Source organism: Streptomyces sp. NPDC059866, from assembly GCF_042731325.1.
GTDB classification, from domain to species: Bacteria; Actinomycetota; Actinomycetes; order Streptomycetales; family Streptomycetaceae; genus Streptomyces; species Streptomyces flavusporus.
Genome location: NZ_JBHWJT010000023.1, coordinates 1 through 21,388 on the forward strand (window position 1 = coordinate 1; position 21,388 = coordinate 21,388).

Genomic DNA, 21,388 nt, shown 5'->3' on the forward strand with positions numbered 1-21,388 from the left:
GGACGACTCGACGGCCGCCCACAAGACCCTGCTGGACGCGGCCCGGCTGATCCGGTCGGGAGGCTGACCCCGTCGGGACCGCGTGAAGCAGCGGCCCTGTGCGGGGCCCCGGCCGGGCCGGGGCGCGGATTGGTTTCACGGAACTCTTGATCTCTCTTCGACGTGCACCGGCGACCTACTGGCATGTCCCGGCCTGGGGGCAGCCCGGCTAGGAAGTCCGAGCGACCGCCCCCAGAGGGTAGGAAGACCGGTCGTTCTACCGTCTGACGATAACTCCCTCGACGTCCGTGCGCCACTTATCGACCCGCTTGTGGGCTCCCTCACGAGTTCCTGCTCCGGCTGGGTGGTGACGGAGCCCGGTAGGTTCGGTTTTATGTAGATTTTCTACAGGCATTCTCAGTCGCGTGACCAGACGAGTGCGTCATGCGTTCCGAGCCGGTTGAGCCCGTGTCGACTTGCGTATTTCTGCAGGCAGAGGGGATCTTCAGCCGAGGCGGGGGCAAGGATGCTGCCCGGATCCGCTCGGAGCGTGTCCATTCACTGCCCGCGTCTTCTTCTGTGGATCGGCAACGTTCCAGGGCGGCCGGTAGGCAGCATCGAGGTCGGGTGCGTGCTGCGGCAGTCGGACGCCTCCTTGGCTCGCAGGGCTGAGTGCGAGTCTTGTCGAGGTTGTTGCCCGTGGGTCGGGTTCGCGGCGGTTTTGGGGGTGATTGGCGTTCCCGGTTCTTCGTCGCCGACATGCTGACACCCCTGCCCGATGTTCGGCTGCCGCGCTTACGGCTCGACTTGAGATGGCTCCAACGGTGCTGCGCCCGGAAACTTAGGAGTTCCACAGGGCTTCTGCAAGGGGTTAGGGGAAGCCTCTTCCAATCTCTCGGAGCTGCGTGCGGGAGTCGCGCCTGTGACGCCCTGTCGCTCGACGGCCCCTGCGACTGCGAGTGCCGGCAGGCGGATTCACGCCATGGAGGCGTGCCCATCACTCCCGGCCTGCGGAAATCCATCAATGACCGCCCAGGGAAAGCGATTTCTCCAGCTCACCGGTTTTCATAAGGGTCAGAAGAATCGGATGCACGACTCTTGACGTTCGGCAGGCCGAACGGATCTCATGGGCGCGCCGTTTGGTCTCGTTTGCTTCTGATTGAAGTTGTGTCCTCGTGGGCTGCACCCCAAGGGCCCGCTGCTCTGCCCCAGGAGTCGTCATGCAACTTTCTTCCTCCGGTCTTTCCTCTCCCGGCCCCGACCGCCGCGCGCTGTCGCGGGGGCTGGGCGCCCGCGATCCCCACGCTGATCGTCTACTTCGTGCTCCAGCGGCAGTTCGTCAGCGGCCTGACGCTCGGCGCCAACAAGGGCTGACTCAGCGGTTGTCAGAGGCCGGTCCGAGCCGTTGAGGACCGAACACACAAGTCTGCCGGAGGCAGGAGTTGTTCGCTGCGCGCTCCTGCCTCCGGTACCCAGCACCGATCCACCCATCCGCGAGTGGCGGACGACTACGCCGCAAGGCAGCGGCGGCGCGCGTGGCGCCGTCCGAACAAGTCCATGAGATGGGCCGCTCGGCAGGCGAAGCCTTGCTGGCTCGACTCCTGGAGACAGCGAAGAAGGAGCCCGAGGCCGGGCTGATGAAGGACCTTCCGCAGTCTCTGCGACATTTGCGTGATCAGCCTGCCAACTCGGACACCGGCGTCTCCGCCACTTCACACCACGCGGGCACCACAGGCGAAGCCGACTCCAGCGGACTCACCTTGAGCCGACAGCTGCCACGGCTCGAACGAAGTCGACCCTCGGCCTCGGCGCCCGTCCGCGCCACTTCGATCGGCGGCCGGCACAGAGCCGTATGTACAGAGTCGCAAGCACAGAAGGGACACGACATGCTCAACTACCAGCGCACCCGACCCAGCCCTCACCCCACCGCACCCCCTCTCGCGGGTACCCGCTCCCTGCGCCGCGCGGCAGCTGGTCTGCTGGCCGGGCTGATCACCGTGTTGATCAGTGCCGTGTCAGGGGCATCACCGGCCGCCGCCGAAGAGCCCACGCTGGACGCCGGCCAGTTCCAAGGCGTGAACTGGGCCAGAGTGGGGGACAACTTCACCTACGGCGCCGTTGTCCCCGAGGGGCTGAACGAAGCCGACAGCTACGAGGCCGTCAAGGTCAAGGCCAACGCCATCCTCAGCGGGTTCCGGAGCACGCTCGGCGCCAACACCGTACGGCTGCCGATCAACAGCCACTCCGTCCCGGGCACGACGTGGGGCGACAGGTACGCCGGCGCCATCGATGCCGCGACAGCCAAGGGCTTCAAGGTCATCCTCTCCTACTGGGAAGGGGACGGCGAGGACAGGAACAACGACGGGAAGCCGGACGGGCCCGGCTGGAACGGCAAGGTCGTCGACGCGGATGCGTTCAAGTCGATGTGGAAGGCCGTGACGGACAGGTACGGGTCCAACGGCCTGGTCTACTTCGAGCCGTTCAACGAGCCCCATGGACACAGTGCCACCGAGTGGGCGGACATCGCCGCCAAGTGGATCGCCGACCACCCGTCGGTCCCCAGGAACCGGATCATCGTGAGCGGACCCGGCTACAACGACTACGTCACGAGCGTGTGCGCCGACTCCCGCCTCGACGGGACCTACCTCTCGCTGCACCACTACGCCTTCGGTAAGCCGGCGAGGACCTATGGCGAGTGGGTCACCGACTTCAAGAGCAAGGTCGGCACCTGTGCCAAGCGCACCATCCTGGACGAGTTCGGCGCACCGATGGGCGGCGCAGGGGCAGACGCCGGCAAGGACTACAACGACGCCAACAGCACCGACAACTTCGTGCGGTACCTGCGCGCCGACACCGACACCGTCCACGAACTCGGCATGGGCGCGGTCTACTGGCCGGCCATCGGCGGCAAGTACCAGGAGTACCCCGACCACGACTACTACTCGCTCTTCGACCTCGAGGGCAGCGGTGCCAACCTGACGCTGGGCATCCGCAACATCAGCGGTATCGACGCCGTCAAGCGTGCCTGGGGTGCCGATCCCGGCTCACACACGAGCATCCTGCGCAACGCCGACGGCAACGGCTGCCTCGACGTCCCCTATGTCAGCCACGACAACGTCCAGGTTCAGGTCTATGACCAGTGCTCGGGCGGCGCCAACCAGCAATGGACCCTGACGCCCTCCGGACAGCTCACCGTCTATGGCGGCACGAAGTGCCTGGACGCCTACCGTGAAGGCACGAGCAACGCCACCGAGGTCGGCACCTACGACTGCAACGGGCAGAACAACCAGAAGTGGATGTTCTACTCCGACGGCACGATCCGCTCAGTGAAGTCCGGTCTGTGTCTGGACAAGGACCTGGCCACCTCCAAGGTCCAGCTCTGGTCCTGCTGGGGCGGCGACAACCAGAAGTGGAAGACCAGCTAGCGGAAATCCCCACGGGGCACGCCCGTAGGCCGGTCGCGGACGCCGAGAGCCGCGACCGGCCTTCCTCGGGGCGCCCCTGAGCACCACCCTGATTCATTCGCCCACGGTGTGTCCTACGAATTGCTGCTGCGCTACAAGTCATCCCGGCACGCGGGGGAGTGCGAGCGAGCCGGTCGTATGGCCCCAGAGCAAGAACGTGTCGACGTCCCTCAAGGGCAGCCGGGAGCTGCCCTCCCCTCCCACCTTGATCAACCAGAAGATCATCCCACCGGGTCGGTCAAAGTGACAGAGCCCGTCCGGTGGGTCGGCGCGGTGATCTCCCTTTTAAGGATCTTGCCGCTGGGGCCCGTGGGCAGTGTGTCCACGAGCCACACCTGGCGCGGGTACTTGTACGCCGCCACGCGCTCCTTGACGAACTGCTGGAGCTCGTCGGGCGTGACCTGCGCCTTCGGGCGCAGCACCACCGCGGCCGCGATCTCCTCGCCCAGATGTGCGTCGGCCACGCCCACCACCGCGGCCAGCGCAACGGCCGGGTGCTCGTGGAGGACCTCCTCGATCTCGCGCGGGTAGACGTTGTAGCCGCCGCGGATGATCATGTCCTTCTTGCGGTCGACGATGTAGAGGTAGCCGTCCTCGTCCTGGCGCGCGAGGTCGCCGCTGCGCAGCCAGCCGTCCGGGATGGTGGCCGCCGTCTCCTCCGGCCGGTTCCAGTAACCCTTCATCACGTTCGGGCCGCGGACGGCCAGTTCGCCGACCTCGCCGGGCGCCACGTCCTGGCCCTTGTCGTCGAGGAGCCGCACCTCCACGTCCTTGATCGGGGTGCCGACGGACCCGGCCTTGCGCGGCCGGTCGGGGTGGTTGAAGGTGACCACCGGACTGGTCTCGGACATGCCGAAGCCCTCCAGCACCACGCAGCCGAAGCGACGCTCGAAACCGTGCAGGATCTCCACCGGCAGCGAGGCCCCGCCGGAGACGCACATCCGCAGCGTGGACACGTCGGCCTGCGACGGGTGCTGGAGCAGCGCCGCGTACATGGTCGGCACTCCCTCGAAGATCGTCGCCCGGTCGCGGGCGATGGCGTCCAGGACGGTCTGCGGGTCGAAGCGGGGGATCAGGGTGAGCGAGGCACCGGCGCGGACGGTCACGCTCATCGTGCAGATCTGGCCGAAGATGTGGAACAGCGGCAGACAGCCCACCACCACGTCCTCCGCCGTCATCTGCTGCACATGCACCGCGTTGACCTCGGTGTTGTGCCGCAACCCGGTGTGGGTGAGCGTGGCGCCCTTGGGACGGCCGGTGGTGCCCGAGGTGTACAGCAGCACGGCCACGTCCTCACCGTCCGGCTCGCTCACCTCCGCCAGCGGCTCGTGACCGGCCAGCAGGCCCGCGAAGGCTGCGGGCTCGACGGCCATGTGCCGCACTCCGGCGGCGGCCGCGCCCTGCGCGCCCTCGCCCGGCGCCTGGTGCCACTCGAAGAGCAGCACCGCGCCGGAGTCGCGCAGGTGGTACTCGGTCTCCCGGGTCTTCAGCAGCGGGTTCATCGGTACGACGACCGCCCCGGCGCGCAGCACGCCGTAGTACAGGACGACGAACTCAGGCACGTTGGGCAGCATCAGAGCGACCCGGTCTCCCGGTCGTACGCCCTCGGCCCGCAGCAGCGCGGCGGCGCGGGCGCTGCGCTCGTCGAGCTCCGCGTAGCTGGTGACCTGGCCCCCCAGTCGCAGTGCGGGGCGTTCCGGCTGCCGCCGTGCCGTCTCCACCAGGAACTGAGCCAGATTGGCCATGACCGCCTCCACGAACGTCGCCGTCGAAATCCGCTGTTCACGCTGACGACATCGTGCAGATGTCCGTGGCGACGGCCTATGTGCGGTACGACAGCGTCTGGCCTCCCGGATTGTTCCCGAGAACAAAACAGGGGCGTTACGCTGCGGGAATGAACCTCTCAGGGGTGGTCTCGGCGCTGCATGCGAGGCTGCCGGAACTGGGCGAGCGGATGGCGCAGCGCATCCGCTCGGACGTCGACGCCTACAAGGACGAGGCGCTGATCCCCTTCGACTCGCTGCGCCGCTCGTGCACCGCCAACGCGGACCTGCTCCTGGACCAGCTCGGCCGCGCGGGCGCACAGGACCCGAGCCCGGCCCGGGAGACCGGCCGCCTGCGCGCCGAGCAGGGCGTGCCGCTGGCGGACACCCTGCACGCGTACCGGATCGGCTTCGAGCTCCTGTGGACGGACATCCTCGCCGAGGCACGCACCCATCCCGAGGTCACCGACGCCCAGTTGGTCTCCCAGTCGGCGGAGATCTGGGCCCTGTTCGGCCGCTACGCGGAGGCGGTGGCGGCGGCCTACCGGGAGACCACCGCCGAACTGACCTTGCGGCGTCAGGCCCGCCGCTCGGCCCTGGTGGAGGCGCTGTTCACCGGCGTCATCGCCGACCGCACGCTGTGGGAGGCCGCCCGCGAGCTGGGACTGCCCGACCGCGGGCCCTACGTGGTCGCAGCGGCTGCCGCCGACGCCCCCGGCGAGGAGCCGCTGGCGGGGACGGAAGCGGCGCTGCGTCAGGCCCAGGTCCACTTCGCCTGGCGGCTGCTGCCCGACCAGCAGATCGGTCTGGCCGCCCTGCCCACCGCGACCGCGGAGGGCACCTTCCTGCGCATCCTGCGCCGCGCGGGCGCCCGCGTAGGCATCAGCCCGTGCTTCCACTCGCTGCAGGACACCCCCCGGGCTCTGCGCTTCGCCCGTCTTGCTCTGGCCGGCCTCCCGGGCACCGGCCCCGGCGTCGCGCGCTTCGACGACGACCCACTGGCGATGGTCGTCTCCGCGGCCCCAGCCGAGGCGGCGCACCTGGTGGAGGTGGTCCTCCAGCCCCTGCTCGATCTCCCGGCCGCCGAGCGTGCCCGGCTCCTGGAGACCATGGAGCACTGGTTCGCCGCCGCAGGCTCCGCCATGGACGCGGCGCGCAGCCTGTTCGTCCACCCCAACACCGTCCGCTACCGGCTGCGGCGCGTCGAGGAGCTCACGGCCCGCTCGCTGTCCGATCCACGGGCGGCGGCGGACATCCGCGTCGCGCTCCTGGCGGCACGCCGGGCGAGCGCGTCGTTCGGTGACGTCATTCAGTAACTCGGCTGCGTACTGCTGCCGCACACGGCGTGTCGTGATGCTCAGTGCCTCGGGCCGCGCCAGCGTTGGTACACCTTGCGACCTGCGCTGTACCAAAGTGCCAACTATCTCTCTGATTCCGTACCTTCAGTCGCTACACCTGGTTGGTATCAGCACAGGTCATGAACGTTGCCTGGTGCCAACTAGCGATCCTGGTCACATGCTGCGATCACGATCTTTAGTTGGCACAAAACAGGGGTACTTGGCGCCAAGATCACCGTCAGTCCGGAGCGGTGGCGGCATCATTCGACGCATGAGGCGCGGGCCAGGTGTACCTGGCCGTCCTCGCCGGGTCGCTTCTCGTCCAGCATCCCGTGTCCTTGGCGCGGGCGCCTGTCCCGGCTGTGCGAGGAAGGGGGATCGACCGGCACCTTCGCTGGTCGGCCGCCTTTCGCCGTAACCCTTTCGGGGGCGCAGCAGACCGGCCCTTGCCTCCTCGTCCGACGACTGATCCGCAGCTGTCGGGGAGATTGCGAGTCACCGCGCAGGCCGGGCCCGGCCTCGAATCGGCAGAGCAGCGGCCTTGACAGGAGGTCGCAAGTCGGGCTTCCTTAGACGCGTTGCGTATGACGATACTGTTGTGCAATTCGCAACCGATCTGGTCTCCGGTGGCGGCTCCCCTTACGGCGGGCCGCGATGCCCGGCGATGGAATGGCTCTGATTCCCCTACACCGCGGAGTAGCGCTTCAGATGACTCGCAAGGCACCTGCTGAGGATCCCGGCGACGCCCGTCTGCGGGTCGGCCCCCCGAAGGAGTACGCCGCCGGCATCCCAGCGGTCACCTCCTCGCTCCGGCACGCCGGCGAGCAGATGGGGGCCCGCCGCAGCATGCTCGCTCTCCTCCAGGTCAACCAGAAAGAGGGCTTCGACTGCCCCGGTTGCGCCTGGCCCGAGCCGGAACACCGGCACCGAGCGGAGTTCTGCGAGAACGGGGCCAAGGCCGTGGCCGAGGAGGCCACCCTCCGCCGGGTCACCCCGGATTTCTTCGCCGAGCACACCCTCGAGGATCTCTTGCCCCGCACCGACTACTGGCTCGGGCAGCAGGGACGCCTCACCCACCCCATGTACCGCCCGGCCGACAGCGACCGCTACCGACCGATCTCCTGGGACGACGCGTTCGCCGTGATCGCCCGCGAACTCGCCGCACTCGATCACCCGGACCAGGCCGCCTTCTACACCTCCGGACGGGCGAGCAACGAGGCCGCGTTCGTCTATCAGCTCTTCGTCCGGATGCTCGGCACCAACAACCTGCCGGACTGCTCCAACATGTGCCACGAGTCCAGCGGTTCGGCCCTGACGGAGACCATCGGCATCGGCAAGGGCAGCGTCAGCCTGGACGACCTCTACGAGGCCGACCTCATCCTCGTCGTCGGCCAGAACCCCGGCACCAACCACCCCCGCATGCTCTCCGCACTGGAACAGGCCAAGCGTCGGGGCGCTCGCGTCATCGCGGTCAACCCCCTCCCCGAGGCCGGGCTGCTCCGGTTCAAGAACCCCCAGCGCCCCTCCGGCATCGTCGGTGGCGGCACCCGGTTGGCGGACCAGTTCCTGCAGATCAGGCTGGGCGGAGACCAGGCGCTGTTCCAGGCCTTCAACCGCATGCTGCTGGAGGCGGAGGACGAAGCACCCGGCACCTGCCTGGACACGTCTTTCATCGACCAGTACACGCATGGTTTCCAGGAATTCGCCGAGCACGCCCGCAAGGCGTCGTGGGACGACATCCTGAAAGCCACGGGCCTGCCCGAGGAAGAGATCCGGGCCGCGTTCCGCCAGGTGCTGGCCGCCGAGAAGATCGTCGTCTGCTGGGCGATGGGACTCACCCAGCACCGCCACTCGGTACCCACCATCCGAGACGTCGTCAACTTCCTTCTGCTGAGCGGCAACATCGGCCGCCCGGGCGGCGGCCTCTGCCCGGTACGCGGCCATTCCAACGTGCAGGGCGACCGGACGATGGGCATCTACGAGAAGCCGGACGACGCGTTCCTGGACAGGCTTGGCGCCGAGTTCGCCTTCACACCCCCGCGGCACCACGGGCACGACGCGGTCGACAGCATCCGCGCCATGCGCGACGGTGACGTACGGGTCTTCGTCGCGCTGGGCGGCAACTTCGTCGCCGCGGCCCCCGACACCGAGCTGACCGAGCAGGCGTTGCGCAGTTGCCGCCTCACCGTGCAGATCTCGACCAAGCTCAATCGATCACATGTCATCGCCGGGGAGCAGGCGCTCATCCTCCCGTGTCTCGGCCGAACCGAGGCCGACCTGCGGCCGACCGGCCCCCAACTGGTCACGGTGGAGGACTCCATGGGCATGGTGCACCTCTCGCAGGGGCGGCTGGCCCCCGCGTCCGAGCACCTGCTGAGCGAGGTCGCGATCATCTGTCGGATGGCACGGGCCGCCCTTGGAGAAGCAGGCCCGCAGGTGCCGTGGGACGACTTCGAGTCGGATTACGACCGCATCCGCGACCGCATCGAACGCGTGATCCCCGGCTTCGAGGACTTCAACGCCCGGGTACGGCAGCCGGGCGGCTTCGCCCTGCCCCACCCGCCCCGCGACGAGCGCCGGTTCACCACCGCCACCGGCCTGGCCAACTTCACCGTCAACCTGCTGGAGAGCCCCCACGTCCCGCCGGGCCGGCTGCTGCTGCAGACGCTCCGCTCCCACGACCAGTACAACACCACCATCTACGGCCTGGACGACCGCTACCGCGGCATCCACCAGGGCCGCCGGGTCCTCTTCCTGCACCCCGACGACCTCACCGAGCGAGGTCTGGCCGATGGGGACCTCGTCGACATCGTCAGTGAGTACGGGGACGGCGTGGAGCGGAGGGCGCCGGCCTTCCGGGCGGTGCCGTACCCGACGCCCCGCGGATGCTGCGCCGCTTACTTCCCCGAGACCAACGTCCTGGTACCCCTGGACTCCACCGCAGCCACCAGCAACACCCCCACGTCGAAGTCGATCGTCGTTCGGTTGGAACCGGTCTTCGCCGGAGCGGACGCGAGTGCTTGACCTCGATGAGCAGAGCCGAGCACCACTCGCCCCTCTGGCCCGCTTCGGCGGCCTCGTCGCCACCGGCCTCCGGGACGTGACCAGTGATCCCGCTGCCCTGGACTCCACCGGTTTCTGGGCCGTGGTCGCCGACTTCGAGGGGCGCCTGGTCCGCGCGCGCTTCGGGGACGTACGCCGTGCACCCGTGCCCGCCGCCGAGCCCGGTGCGGCCTCGCCCGAGCTCTTCCTCCGCCGCGACGGCCGTACGGTGGAGTCCGGCCCCGTCAAGGGCACCGGCCGGACCGCCGCGGACCTCCTCGAAAAGGACCACGCCGAGAACGTCATGATCGTGGACCTGGTCCGCAACGATCTGGGACGCGTCTGCGCCACCGGCTCCGTGACCGTTCCCGAGCTGTGCGCGGTCGAGGAACACCCCGCTTGGTGCACCTGGTGTCCACCGTGCGCGGCGAGCTCGCCGAGGGCGCCGGATGGCCGGAGCTGCTGGCCGGAACCTTCCCAGCCGGTCGGTCACGGGCGCCCCCCAAGTCCACCACGGCACGGGTGAACTCGCGGTCGGTATCCGTACGTTCTGGATCGACCGCACCGCTCCCGGCGGCCCGTTACTGCGCTTCGGGACGGGGGCCGGGATCACCCGGGCCTCTCATGCCGAGCGCGAGTGGGCCGAGACGGAGCTGAAGGCGCGCCGGCTGCTCGGGGTGGCGTCGGCTGCGTACCAGCTGACCGGTTGACCGCGGTCGGGCAACTCTCCTCGACGTGCCCCTTGACAGCCTCTCTGAGGCGTCAGATTGTTGTTGCTCATAGTGAATAATCATGCATTATTCGCAACAGTGTCCGGATGGTGGCCGCTCCACCCCCCTTCCCTCGCCGATCTCCCACCCGATCCGGTGTGTCCATGGGGCACGGCGGAATCACCGACGAATTCCCCTCTTGCTCGGTCGCGCATCCGTCGTCCGCGACAGAGAGTGCACCGCCGTCTGCGGAAAGGACGAGCTGATGAACAAAACCCGCGAAAGGAACGGGAGCCGAAGCCATCCCGGCGGGGCGGATCTGCCGGGAAGCCCGCCGGCATCCGTCGGTCCCCGGACCGACCTTGTCGTCTTCGGCGTCGCCGCGGTCCTCACCCTCGCCTTCGTCGTGTGGGGAGCCACGGCGACCGACACGCTGGAGAGCGTGTCCGGGAAGCTGCTGGACGGGACCATCCGAAACGGCGGCTGGGCATTCGTCCTCGCCGCCTCGGGCTTCGTCGTCTTCGCCCTCTGGCTGGCGATGAGTCGTTACGGGCGGATCACCCTGGGCGGGGAGGGCGAGCAGCCCGAGTTCCGCACCGTCTCCTGGATCGCCATGATGTTCAGCGCGGGCATGGGCATCGGCCTGATGTTCTACGGCGTGAGTGAACCGCTGTCCCACTTCACCACGCCACCGCCGGGCACCGACCCGGCCGACGCCGCCCAGGCCATGGAGACCGCCATGGCCACCACCCTCTTCCACTGGACGCTCCACCCGTGGGCGATGTACGCGGTCGTCGGCCTTGCCATCGCCTACAGCACCTTCCGGCGCGGACGCCGGCAGCTGATCAGCGCCGTGTTCACCCCGCTGATCGGCGAGAAGCGGGCGAACGGCTGGGGCGGCAGGGTCATCGACATCCTCGCCATTTTCGCCACCCTCTTCGGCTCTGCGGCCTCTCTGGGACTCGGCGCCCTGCAGATCGGCAGCGGCATCACCGGACTGGGATGGATGGGATCTGTCGGCACCGGCCTGCTGGTCGCCGTGATCGCGGTGCTGACCGCGGCATTCGTCGCCTCGGCGGTGTCCGGGATCGCCAAGGGCATCCAGTGGCTGTCCAACATCAACATGGTGCTGGCGGTGACGCTGGCGGTCTTCGTGTTCGTCGTCGGGCCGACCATCTTCATCCTTGACCTGCTGCCCACCTCCATCGGCGCCTTCCTCGGCGACCTGACCCAGATGGCAGGACGTACCGAGGCATCGAGCGGTGAGGGAGTCGCCGACTGGCTGGCCGGCTGGACGGTCTTCTACTGGGCCTGGTGGATCTCCTGGACGCCGTTCGTCGGCATGTTCATCGCGCGCATCAGCCGCGGCCGGACCATCCGGCAGTTCGTGGGCGGGGTCATCCTGGTACCCAGCACCGTCAGCCTGCTGTGGTTCGCGATCCTCGGCGGCTCGGCGATGCACCTGCAGGACGAAGGCCGCCTCAGCGACGCCGCGACAGCCCAGGGACAGCTCTTCGACGTGCTCCAGCAGTACCCGATCGCCACGGTGACGAGCATTGTGGTGATGATCCTCGTCGGGATCTTCTTCGTGTCCGGCGCCGACGCCGCCTCGATCGTGATGGGGGCGCTCTCGCAGCGCGGATCCCTGGAGCCGACCCGGGCCATGGTGGTGTTCTGGGGTGTGCTGACCGGTGCGGTCGCGGCGATCATGCTGCTCATCGGAGGCGGCAAGGGTGACGCGCTCACCGGACTGCAGAACCTCACCATTCTCGCGGCGGCCCCCTTCACCGTGGTGATGGTCGGGCTGTGTGTCGCCCTCACCCGCGACCTGCGGCACGACCCGCTCATCATCCGTGGGCGGGAATGCAAGGAAGCCATCGAAACGGCCGTCATCGCCGGCCATGAGAAGTACGACGGCGACTTCGAGCTCCGCATCGGACCCGCCACGTCCACCAACGGCACGGAGTCCAGGGAGCCCGAGCAGCCCAGGGGGTCCACATCCTCCTCCGCCCGCTGAGGCCGGAGGAACCCTTGCCCGGGGGGTCGTGGAACCGACATGTGCGGCCATGACCTCGCCGGGCGTTCGCGCTGTTCCGCCGCGCTCATGGCCGGCTGAGGGAACCCCGTCGAGCTCCTTGACCCCCGGTCGGCACTCCACGATGCTGTGTTGCGGCACATGAGATGTGTGCCGTAATGAGCAACATCTGATTCAAGTCTCGACCAGCCGAGGAGTGGCCATGACGCACCAGGTCCGTGCTGTCGTCGCGCGGGGCAAGGGCGCCCCCGTCAGCCTGGAAACGATCATCGTGCCCGACCCGGATCCGGGTGAGGCGCTGGTGAAGATCGAGGCCTGCGGGGTCTGCCACACCGATCTGCACTATCGCGAGGGCGGCATCAACGACGACTTCCCGTTCCTGCTGGGCCACGAGGCCGCGGGTGTCGTGGAGTCGGTGGGGGAGGGGGTCACCGACGTCGCCCCCGGAGACTTCGTCATCCTCAACTGGCGTGCGGTGTGCGGCCAGTGCCGGGCCTGTCTGCGCGGACGGCCGTGGTACTGCTTCAACACCCACAACGCGAAGCAGAAGATGACCTTGACCGACGGCACCGAGCTCTCGCCGGCGCTGGGCATCGGTGCGTTCGCAGAGAAGACGCTGGTCGCGGCCGGGCAGTGCACGAAGGTCGACCAGACCGCGTCGGCGGCCGCCGCCGGTCTGCTGGGGTGTGGCGTGATGGCGGGTATCGGCGCGGCCATCAACACCGGGAACGTCGGACGGGGCGACTCGGTTGCCGTCATCGGCTGCGGCGGGGTCGGGGCCGCGGCGATCGCCGGGTCGAACCTGGCGGGCGCGGCGAAGGTCATCGCGGTGGACATCGACGACCGCAAGCTGGAGACGGCCAAGAAGCTGGGCGCGACCCACACCGTCAACTCCAAGGACGCCGACGCGGTCGAGGCGATCCGCGAGCTGACCGGCGGCTTCGGCGCCGACGTCGTCATCGAGGCGGTCGGCCGCCCGGAGACGTACAAGCAGGCCTTCTACGCCCGCGACCTCGCCGGCACCGTCGTCCTGGTCGGTGTGCCGACCCCGGAGATGAAGCTGGAGCTGCCGCTGCTGGACGTCTTCGGCCGGGGCGGCGCGCTGAAGTCCTCCTGGTACGGCGACTGCCTGCCGAGCAGGGACTTCCCGATGCTCATCGACCTCTACCTGCAGGGCCGTCTGGACCTGGATGCCTTCGTCACGGAGACCATCGCGCTGGACGAGGTCGAGAAGGCCTTCGAGCGGATGCACCACGGCGACGTGCTGCGCTCGGTGGTGGTCCTCTGATGGCCGCCCGCATCGAACACCTCGTCACCTCGGGGGCGTTCTCGCTGGACGGCGGCACCTGGGACGTCGACAACAACGTGTGGATCGTCGGCGACGACACCGAGGCGATCGTCATCGACGCCGCGCATGACGCCGAGGCGATCGCCCAGGCCGTCGGTGGGCGTACCCTGCGGGCCATCGTGTGCACGCACGCGCACAACGACCACATCGACGCCGCGCCCCAACTCGCGGCGCGCACGGGTGCTCCGGTCCTCCTCCACCCGGACGACCTGCCGCTGTGGAAGCAGACCCACCCCGACAAGGCGCCGGACGCCGAACTGACCGACGGCCAGGGCCTCACGGTGGCCGGCATCGAGCTGACCGTTCTGCACACGCCCGGCCACGCCCCCGGCGCGGTCTGCCTGTACGCGCCGGCCCTGACGGCGCTCTTCAGTGGCGACACGCTGTTCGCCGGTGGGCCGGGGGCGACAGGAAGGTCGTACAGCCACTTCCCGACCATCATCGAGTCGATCCGGGACCGGCTGCTGACGCTGCCGGGCGACACCGTCGTGCACACCGGGCACGGGGAGGCGACCAGCATCGCGGCCGAGGCCCCGCACCTCCAGGAGTGGATCGACCGAGGTTTCTGACGCCCACCGGCGACCCTCACGCGCCCGCCCTCGGCTCGCTGCCATCGCGAGCCGATGCGGCGGGCTGCTGTTGTTCTATGTGAACTGTGTTCTGAATCGCGCAACACGATGGGTGGCTCGGGGTGCCCTCTGAATGCCTTGACAAGGGTTCTGGGCGACCTCAGACTGATGTTGCGCTTACCGCAATCCGTTTCGTTATACGCACCGAGGTGTCATGATGATTCCCGCGTGCCGTCTCGAGGATCTCCCGCGAGGCGAGGCCCACCGGCTCGACATCGATCCGCCGGTCTCGGTGTTCCACACCGACGACGGCGAACTCTTCGCCATCGACGACACCTGCACCCACCAGGACGCCTCGCTCGCCGACGGCTGGCTGGAGGGCTGCGAGGTGGAATGCCCGCTGCATGCTTCGAAGTTCGACCTGAGGACCGGTGCGGTCGACGCCCCGCCGGCCAAGCTTCCGGTCCGGACGCACGAGGTCGTCGTCGAGGACGGCATGATCTACGTCCGGCTGTCCACGGAGGCGCCCAACCTGCCGCCCTGCGTCGCAGCCCGGCTCGCCGGGGGTCCCGCGTGAGGACCGTCGCCGTGGTCGGCGCCTCGCTGGCCGGCCTGTCGGCGGCGCGCTCACTGCGGAAGCAGGGCTACGACGGTCGGCTGGTCGTCATCGGAGACGAGCTCCACCGCCCGTACGACAGGCCCCCGCTGTCCAAGGAGTTCCTGGCCGGCACTTTCGGCGAGGCCGAACTCGCCCTGGAGACGGACGACGAGGACCTGCAGGCGGAGTGGCTGCTGGGCGTCCGCGCCACCAGACTCGAATACGCGCAGCGTGCCGTCCGGCTCGCTGACGGACGGGAGGTGCCCGCCGACGGTGTCGTCATCGCGACCGGCGCCGCGGCGCGCACCCTTCCCGGTTCCGAAGGTCTGGCCGGAGTGCACACCCTGCGCACCCTTGACGACGCCCGCGCCCTGCGGGACGAACTGGCCCGCGGCGGACGGCTGGTGGTGATCGGCGGCGGCTTCATCGGCGCCGAGGTCGCCTCCACCGCGTACGCCCTCGGGCTCGAGGTGACCGTCGTGGAGGCGGCCCCGACGCCGCTCGCCGGACCGCTCGGCGAGACCATGGGTGCCGTCGTCTCCGCCCTCCATGCCGACCACGGCGTACGGCTCTTGTGCGGCGTGGGTGTCAAGGGGCTGAGCGGGGAGACCCGCGTCGACGCCGTCCTGCTCGAGGACGGCCGCAGCATCCCCGCCGACATCGTCGTGGTCGGTGTGGGCGCGCGCCCGTGCGTCGAGTGGCTGGAAGGTTCCGGCCTCGTTCTCGACAACGGCGTCAAGTGCGGTGCGGACGGCCGCACCAGCCTGGCCGGTGTGGTCGCGGTCGGTGACTGCGCCAACTGGTACGACCCGCGCGCGGGCCTCCATCGCCGCGTCGAGCACTGGACCGGTGCGCGTGAGCGCCCTGACGCCGCGGTGGCCACGCTGCTGGCGGGGGGTGCGGTGGAACCGGGTGTGCCCAGGCCGCCGTACTTCTGGTCCGACCAGTATGGCGTGAAGATCCAGTTCGCCGGTCACGCGGCCGGCGCGGACAGTGTGACCATCGAGGCGGGCGCCGCGGACGAACGCGATGTCCTGGCCGTCTACCGGCGGGCCGGGGACCCGGTCGCCGTGCTCGGGATGAACCAGCCGCGGCTGTTCATGCGCTGGCGCAAGCAGCTCGCCGCCACCGCATCTTGACACCGCCCCACCGCCATCTCATGCTCGGTTTCACATAGCACACATCGTTGCTCCATACACAACGCCGTCCGGAGTCGCTCTTCCCGGCGCGTGAATGACCCCTCCACGACGTTCTCCCGAGGAGTGCACCGTGACCTCGACCAGCCTGCCGGACAGCCTGATCGCCACTCTCCCCGGCTCCTCCTACACGGATCCGCAGATCTTCGCGCAGGAGCAGGAGCGCATATTCGAGACCATGTGGTTCTGCGTCGCGCGCGCCTCGGAGCTGGCGAAGCCCGGCGCCTTCCGCACCGTAGACGTGGGCCGCGAGAGCATCCTCGTCACCCGGGCGCGTGACAACTCCATCCGTGCGTACTTCAACGTGTGCCGGCACCGTGGAGCCAAGCTCTGCACCGAGGAGGCCGGCGAGGTCAAGCGTGCCTTCCAGTGCCCGTACCACGCCTGGACCTACGACCTGAACGGCAAGCTCGTAGCGGCGCCCAACCTCACCAAGATGCCCGATGTCGGCCGCACCGAGTACGGCCTGGTGAGTGTGGCGGTGCGGGAATGGCTCGGCTATGTGTGGGTCTGCCTGGCGGAGAACCCGCCCTCCTTCGAGGAGGACGTCATCGGTGAGGTCGTCGCCCGTCTCGGCGACGTCGAGTCGATCGAGCGTTACGGCATCGAGAGCCTCTCCGTCGGCAAGCGGATCGTCTACGACGTGAAGGCCAACTGGAAGCTCATCATCGAGAACTTCATGGAGTGCTACCACTGTGCCACGATTCACCCCGAACTCACCGAAGTCCTGCCTGAGTTCGCGGACGGTTACGCGGCCCAGTACTACGTGGGCCATGGTGCCGAGTTCGGTGAGGAGGTCCAGGGCTTCACCGTGGACGGCTCGGAGGGCCTGGACCGCATTCCCGGGGTCGCCGAGGACCAGGACCGCCGCTACTACGCCATCACCGTCCGGCCGCAGGTCTTCATCAACCTCGTGCCCGACCACGTGATCTTCCACCGGATGTATCCGGTGTCCGTGGACCGCACGATCGTCGAGTGTGACTGGCTCTACCTCCCGCACGTCGTCGAGAGCGGCAAGGACGTCAGCCGGTCCGTGGAACTCTTCCACCGGGTCAACCAGCAGGACTTCGACGCCTGCGAGCGCACGCAGCCCGGAATGAGCTCCCGGATGTACGCCAAGGGGGGCGTGCTGGTGCCCAGCGAGCACCACATCGGCGTCTTCCACGACTGGGTGAACGAGCGCCTGGGCACGCCTCAGGGGTGACTCAGCCCAGGTAGCCCATCCGGTGGCTGATCTCCTCGGCGCCCTTGATCAGCACCGGGGAGAGCTCGTGCAGGCGCTCCTCGGTGAACCGGTAGGAGGGCCCGGAGGCGCTGAGCGCCGCGATGACCTCGCCGTCCCGGTTGCGGACCGGCGCGGCCATGGCGTGCAGACCGATCTCCAGCTCTTCCAGGGTGAAGGCGTAGCCCCGCTCCCGCGCCTCGGCGAGGTTCTTCTCGAGCTTCGTCTTCGCGGTGATGGTGTGCGGGGTGACCTTCTTCATGCCGACGGCGGACAGCAGCGCGGCGCGCTCCTTCGCGGGCAGGTGGGCCAGCAGGATCTTGCCGCTCGACGTGGCGTGCAGCGGCGTCAGCTGGCCGACCCAGTTGTGCGCGGTGACCGCGCCCGGGCCGCGCACCTGGTAGAGGTTGATCGCGTAGTGCTCCTGCATGACGGCGATGTTGACGGTCTCGCCGATCTCCGCGGCGAGGCGTTCGCAGACCGGGCGGCCCTGCTGTGTGATGTCGATACGGCCGGTGACTGCGCCGGCCAGGCGGACGATGCCGAAGCCGAGCCGGTACTTGCCGCGCTCGCCGGCCTGCTCCACCAGGCCGCGCGCCTCCAGGGCGCCGAGCAGGCGGAAGGCAGTGGACTTGTGCACGTCGATCTCGCCCGCCACCTCGCTGACGCCCGCTTCGCCACGCTGGGCGAGGATCTCCAGGACGCTGATGGCGCGGTCCACCGACTGCACGCCGCCGGCTTGCGAATTCGACGTTTCTGTGTCAGGGCTGTAGTTGCTCACAGTGAAACTATACGCGTAGTAAACAACGCCCTTGCAAGTAACCGTACCGAAACGAAGGCGTTGGAAGTTGCGCTGTTCGCAACCTGGTGCGTATAGCGCGACCGGGTTTAGCATGCCTCGCATATCTACGGCGCGAGCGAGACGAGGCACCATGGCTCCCCTGCAATACGACTTCGTCATCGTCGGTGGCGGTTCGGCCGGCAGTGCACTGGCGAACAGACTCTCCGCTGACCCGGCCAACCGGGTGCTGGTCCTGGAGGCAGGCCGGTCGGACTACCCGTGGGACGTCTTCGTCCACATGCCGGCGGCGCTGACCTACCCGATCGGCAGCCGGTTCTACGACTGGAAGTACGAGTCCGAGCCCGAACCTCACATGGGCGGCAGGCGCATCTACCACGCGCGCGGCAAGGTGCTGGGCGGCTCCAGCAGCATCAACGGCATGATCTTCCAGCGCGGCAACCCCATGGACTACGAGCGCTGGGCCGCCGACCCGGGCATGGAGACCTGGGACTACGCACACTGTCTGCCGTACTTCCGGCGGATGGAGAACTGTCTGGTGGCCGACCCGGACGACGAGTTCCGCGGCCACGACGGCCCCCTCGTCCTGGAGCGCGGCCCGGCGACCAACCCCCTCTTCGGCGCCTTCCTGAAGGCCGCCCAGGAGGCGGGCCACGCCCCCACCGACGACGTCAACGGCTATCGGCAGGAAGGTTTCGCCAAGTTCGACCGAAATGTCCATTGCGGACGCCGTCTGTCGGCCTCGAAGGCATACCTCAAGCCCGCGATGAGGCGGCCGAACCTCACCGTCAAGACCCGGGCCTTCGTCACCCGCGTCCTCTTCGAGGGCAAGCGCGCCGTCGGTGTCGAGTTCCAGCGCGGCTGGGGAGCGCTCCAGCAGGTCCGCGCCAGGGAAGTCATCCTCTGCGGCGGCGCCATCAACTCCCCGCAGTTGCTCCAGCTCTCCGGCGTCGGCAACGCCGAGGAACTGCGCGCCCTCGGCATCGACGTCGTCCACCACCTCCCGGGCGTCGGCGAGAACATGCAGGACCACCTGGAGGTCTACGTCCAGTACGCCTGCAAGCAGCCGGTCTCCATGCAGCCGTACATGGCGAAGTGGCGCGCCCCCTTCATCGGACTGCAGTGGCTCTTCCGCAAGGGTCCGGCTGCCACCAACCACTTCGAGGCAGGTGGCTTCGCCCGCAGCAACGAGGACGTCGACTACCCCAACCTGATGTTCCACTTCCTGCCGGTCGCGGTCCGCTACGACGGCTCCTCGCCCGCCGGTGGCCATGGCTACCAGGTGCACGTCGGACCCATGTACTCGGACGCCATCGGCTCGGTGAAGATCAAGAGCAAGGACCCGCGCGAGCACCCGGCGCTGCGCTTCAACTACCTCTCCACCGAGCAGGACCGCCGCGAATGGGTCGAGGCGATCCGCGTGGCCCGCAAGCTCCTCAACCAGCCCGCGCTCGCCCCCTACAACGGTGGGGAGATCTCGCCGGGACCGTCGGTGGAGACGGACGAGGAGATCCTCGCCTGGGTCGCGAAGGAGGGCGAGACCGCCCTGCACCCATCCTGCACCTGCAAGATGGGCACCGACGGGATGTCCGTCGTCGACCCCACGAGCATGCGGGTACACGGCGTGAAGGGTCTGCGTGTGGTGGACGCGTCGGTGATGCCTTACGTCACCAACGGCAACATCTACGCCCCGGTGATGATGATCGCCGAGAAGGCCGCCGATCTGATCCTCGGCAAGGAGCCGCCGGAGCCGTCGAAGGCCGCGTACTACCGCCACCGCGACGTCCAGAAGCAGGCGGAGTAGGCGTTGGGCGCCGCAGGGCTCCGGGCGCTGCTGGACAGCGTCCGCTACGAGGTGCTGCCCGCAAAGGCGACCGAGGACAAGGTCCTCGCCCATGTCCCGCGCGACGTCGTCGTCACCGTGACGGCGTCGCCGGTCAAGGGCCTGGAACCGACCCTCGATCTCGCCGGCCGGCTCGCGGCGCACGGTTACCGGGTCGTCCCGCACGTACCGGCGCGGCTGCTGCGGGACGACCTGCACCTGAAGGAGGTCACGGGCCGACTCCGCGAGGCGGGCGTGGACGACATCTTCGTCCCGGCCGGCGACGCCGACCCGCCCGCCGGGGCGTACGAGGGGGCGCTGCCGGTGCTGCGCAGGTTGAGCGAGCTGGGCAGGCCCTTCACTCACGTCGGCGTCACCGGCTACCCCGAGAGCCATCCGCTCATCCACGACGACGTCACCATCCAGGCGATGTGGGACAAGCGCGAGCACGCCACGTACATCGTGAGCAACCTCTGCTTCGACCCGCGGGTGCTGGGGGAGTGGCTCGTTCGTATACGGCGCCGGGACGTCACCCTGCCGGTCCATGTGGGCATTGCGGGGCCCGTACAGCGGGCGAAGCTGCTGGCGATGGCCACGAAGATCGGGGTGGGGGAGTCGACACGCTTCCTGACGAAGCACGCCTCGTGGTTCCTGCGTTTCGCGGCACCCGGAGGGTATGCACCCGAGAGGCTGCTGACCCGCACGGAGGAGGCCATCACCGCACCCTCGGCGGGGGTGGCCGGTCTGCACCTGTTCACGTTCAACCAGATCGCCGAAACGGAGCGGTGGCGCCGCGCGCTGCTGGACCGGCTGGGCGGCTGAACCAGGAGAAGGATGGCAACGGACACCGATTGGAAGCTGCCTCGAACCTTCAACAGCACATCAGGTGACGTCCGTTGGGACCGGCTGGGGCAGCCCGGCCGACTGCCGGTCGTCCTTCTGCACGGCACCCCGTTCTCCTCGTATGTCTGGCGTGCCGTCGCCCGCTCGCTCGCCCGACACCATCAGGTGTTCGTCTGGGACATGCCCGGCTACGGGACCTCCGAGAAGGCAGTGGGCCAGGATGTGTCCCTGGCCGCCCAGGGACAGGTCTTCACCGAGCTCCTGAGCCACTGGGGTCTGGAGGAACCGCTCGTGGTCGCCCACGACTTCGGCGGCGCGGTCGCCTTACGGGCGCATCTGCTGCACGGCGCCCCCTACCGGGCCCTCGCACTGGTGGATCCGGTCGCGCTGGCGCCGTGGGGCTCTCCGTTCTTCCGGCTGGTCGGCGAGCACTCCGATGTTTTCGAGCAGTTGCCGCGCGCACTCCTACCGACAGATCGCCCAGGCCGACCAGCGTTACACCGACGAGATCCAGGCCGGTACAGCGGGATCGGCGTCCCCACGCTTGTCTGCTGGGGCGAGGACGACACCTGGGTCCCGGTGGCGAAGGGGCGCGAGCTCGCCGCTCTCATCCCCGGCGCGCGATTCGAACCGATCGCCGGCGCCGGCCACCTTGTCCAGG

The 21,388-nt window shown here is 68.7% G+C and carries 13 protein-coding genes and 3 pseudogenes; 14 read left to right on the plus strand and 2 right to left on the minus strand.

The genetic code is table 11. The annotated features are described in order from the left end of the window. Window positions 1-1,257: 1,257 nt before the first annotated feature. Window positions 1,258-1,353 (plus strand): annotated as a pseudogene (locus ACFV7R_RS31270) (carbohydrate ABC transporter permease); the annotation flags it as partial. Between the two features lie 512 nt (window positions 1,354-1,865). Then, window positions 1,866-3,404 (plus strand): ricin-type beta-trefoil lectin domain protein, encoded by a 1,539-nt coding sequence (locus ACFV7R_RS31275; RefSeq protein WP_385269447.1) that lies wholly within the window; start codon window positions 1,866-1,868, stop codon window positions 3,402-3,404. A gap of 260 nt (window positions 3,405-3,664) precedes the next feature. On the opposite strand, the gene ACFV7R_RS31280 is transcribed toward ACFV7R_RS31275, so the two are convergent. Continuing rightward, entirely contained in the window at window positions 3,665-5,188 is a 1,524-nt protein-coding gene (locus tag ACFV7R_RS31280) for a long-chain fatty acid--CoA ligase (RefSeq protein WP_385269449.1), read from the minus strand. A gap of 164 nt (window positions 5,189-5,352) precedes the next feature. On the opposite strand from ACFV7R_RS31280, the gene ACFV7R_RS31285 reads away from it, so the two are divergent. From ACFV7R_RS31285 to ACFV7R_RS31325, 9 genes and pseudogenes are all read left to right on the plus strand, one after another. Beyond that, the gene (locus ACFV7R_RS31285) at window positions 5,353-6,522 is read left to right on the plus strand and encodes a PucR family transcriptional regulator (RefSeq protein ID WP_385269705.1); all 1,170 of its coding nucleotides are present in this window, start codon (window positions 5,353-5,355) and stop codon (window positions 6,520-6,522) included. Window positions 6,523-7,251: 729 nt separating this feature from the next. Then, complete coding sequence (locus ACFV7R_RS31290) at window positions 7,252-9,567, plus strand: FdhF/YdeP family oxidoreductase (RefSeq protein WP_385269451.1); 2,316 nt, start codon at window positions 7,252-7,254, stop codon at window positions 9,565-9,567. Window positions 9,568-9,601: 34 nt separating this feature from the next. Then, window positions 9,602-10,295: pseudogene (locus ACFV7R_RS31295) on the plus strand (chorismate-binding protein). A gap of 265 nt (window positions 10,296-10,560) precedes the next feature. Then, the gene (locus ACFV7R_RS31300; protein ID WP_385269453.1) at window positions 10,561-12,312 is read left to right on the plus strand and encodes a BCCT family transporter; all 1,752 of its coding nucleotides are present in this window, start codon (window positions 10,561-10,563) and stop codon (window positions 12,310-12,312) included. 220 nt (window positions 12,313-12,532) lie between these two features. Next, window positions 12,533-13,618 (plus strand): S-(hydroxymethyl)mycothiol dehydrogenase, encoded by a 1,086-nt coding sequence (locus ACFV7R_RS31305; RefSeq protein WP_385269455.1) that lies wholly within the window; start codon window positions 12,533-12,535, stop codon window positions 13,616-13,618. Continuing rightward, entirely contained in the window at window positions 13,618-14,247 is a 630-nt protein-coding gene (locus tag ACFV7R_RS31310; protein ID WP_385269457.1) for an MBL fold metallo-hydrolase, read from the plus strand. Before ACFV7R_RS31305 ends, ACFV7R_RS31310 begins: the two co-directional genes overlap by 1 nt. Before the next feature lie 214 nt (window positions 14,248-14,461). Next, window positions 14,462-14,824, plus strand: coding sequence for a bifunctional 3-phenylpropionate/cinnamic acid dioxygenase ferredoxin subunit (locus tag ACFV7R_RS31315; RefSeq protein ID WP_067276415.1), 363 nt, complete (start codon window positions 14,462-14,464; stop codon window positions 14,822-14,824). Further along, entirely contained in the window at window positions 14,821-15,984 is a 1,164-nt protein-coding gene (locus tag ACFV7R_RS31320) for an NAD(P)/FAD-dependent oxidoreductase (RefSeq protein ID WP_385269459.1), read from the plus strand. Before ACFV7R_RS31315 ends, ACFV7R_RS31320 begins: the two co-directional genes overlap by 4 nt. 130 nt (window positions 15,985-16,114) lie before the next feature. Then, window positions 16,115-17,245: an aromatic ring-hydroxylating dioxygenase subunit alpha gene (locus tag ACFV7R_RS31325; protein ID WP_385269461.1), complete on the plus strand. Its 1,131-nt coding sequence runs from the start codon at window positions 16,115-16,117 to the stop codon at window positions 17,243-17,245. A gap of 1 nt (window position 17,246) precedes the next feature. On the opposite strand, the gene ACFV7R_RS31330 is transcribed toward ACFV7R_RS31325, so the two are convergent. Continuing rightward, entirely contained in the window at window positions 17,247-17,993 is a 747-nt protein-coding gene (locus tag ACFV7R_RS31330) for an IclR family transcriptional regulator (protein WP_385269707.1), read from the minus strand. Between the two features lie 202 nt (window positions 17,994-18,195). On the opposite strand from ACFV7R_RS31330, the gene betA reads away from it, so the two are divergent. From betA to ACFV7R_RS31345, 3 genes and pseudogenes are all read left to right on the plus strand, one after another. After that, window positions 18,196-19,866 carry a choline dehydrogenase gene (gene betA / locus ACFV7R_RS31335; RefSeq protein WP_385269463.1) on the plus strand — a complete coding sequence of 557 codons (1,671 nt, stop codon included), beginning with the start codon at window positions 18,196-18,198 and terminating at the stop codon, window positions 19,864-19,866. 3 nt (window positions 19,867-19,869) lie between these two features. Next, on the plus strand, window positions 19,870-20,706 hold the full coding sequence (locus ACFV7R_RS31340; protein WP_385269465.1) for a 5,10-methylenetetrahydrofolate reductase: 837 nt from the start codon (window positions 19,870-19,872) through the stop codon (window positions 20,704-20,706). Window positions 20,707-20,718: 12 nt separating this feature from the next. Then, window positions 20,719-21,339 (plus strand): annotated as a pseudogene (locus ACFV7R_RS31345) (alpha/beta fold hydrolase); the annotation flags it as partial. Window positions 21,340-21,388 lie beyond the last annotated feature (49 nt).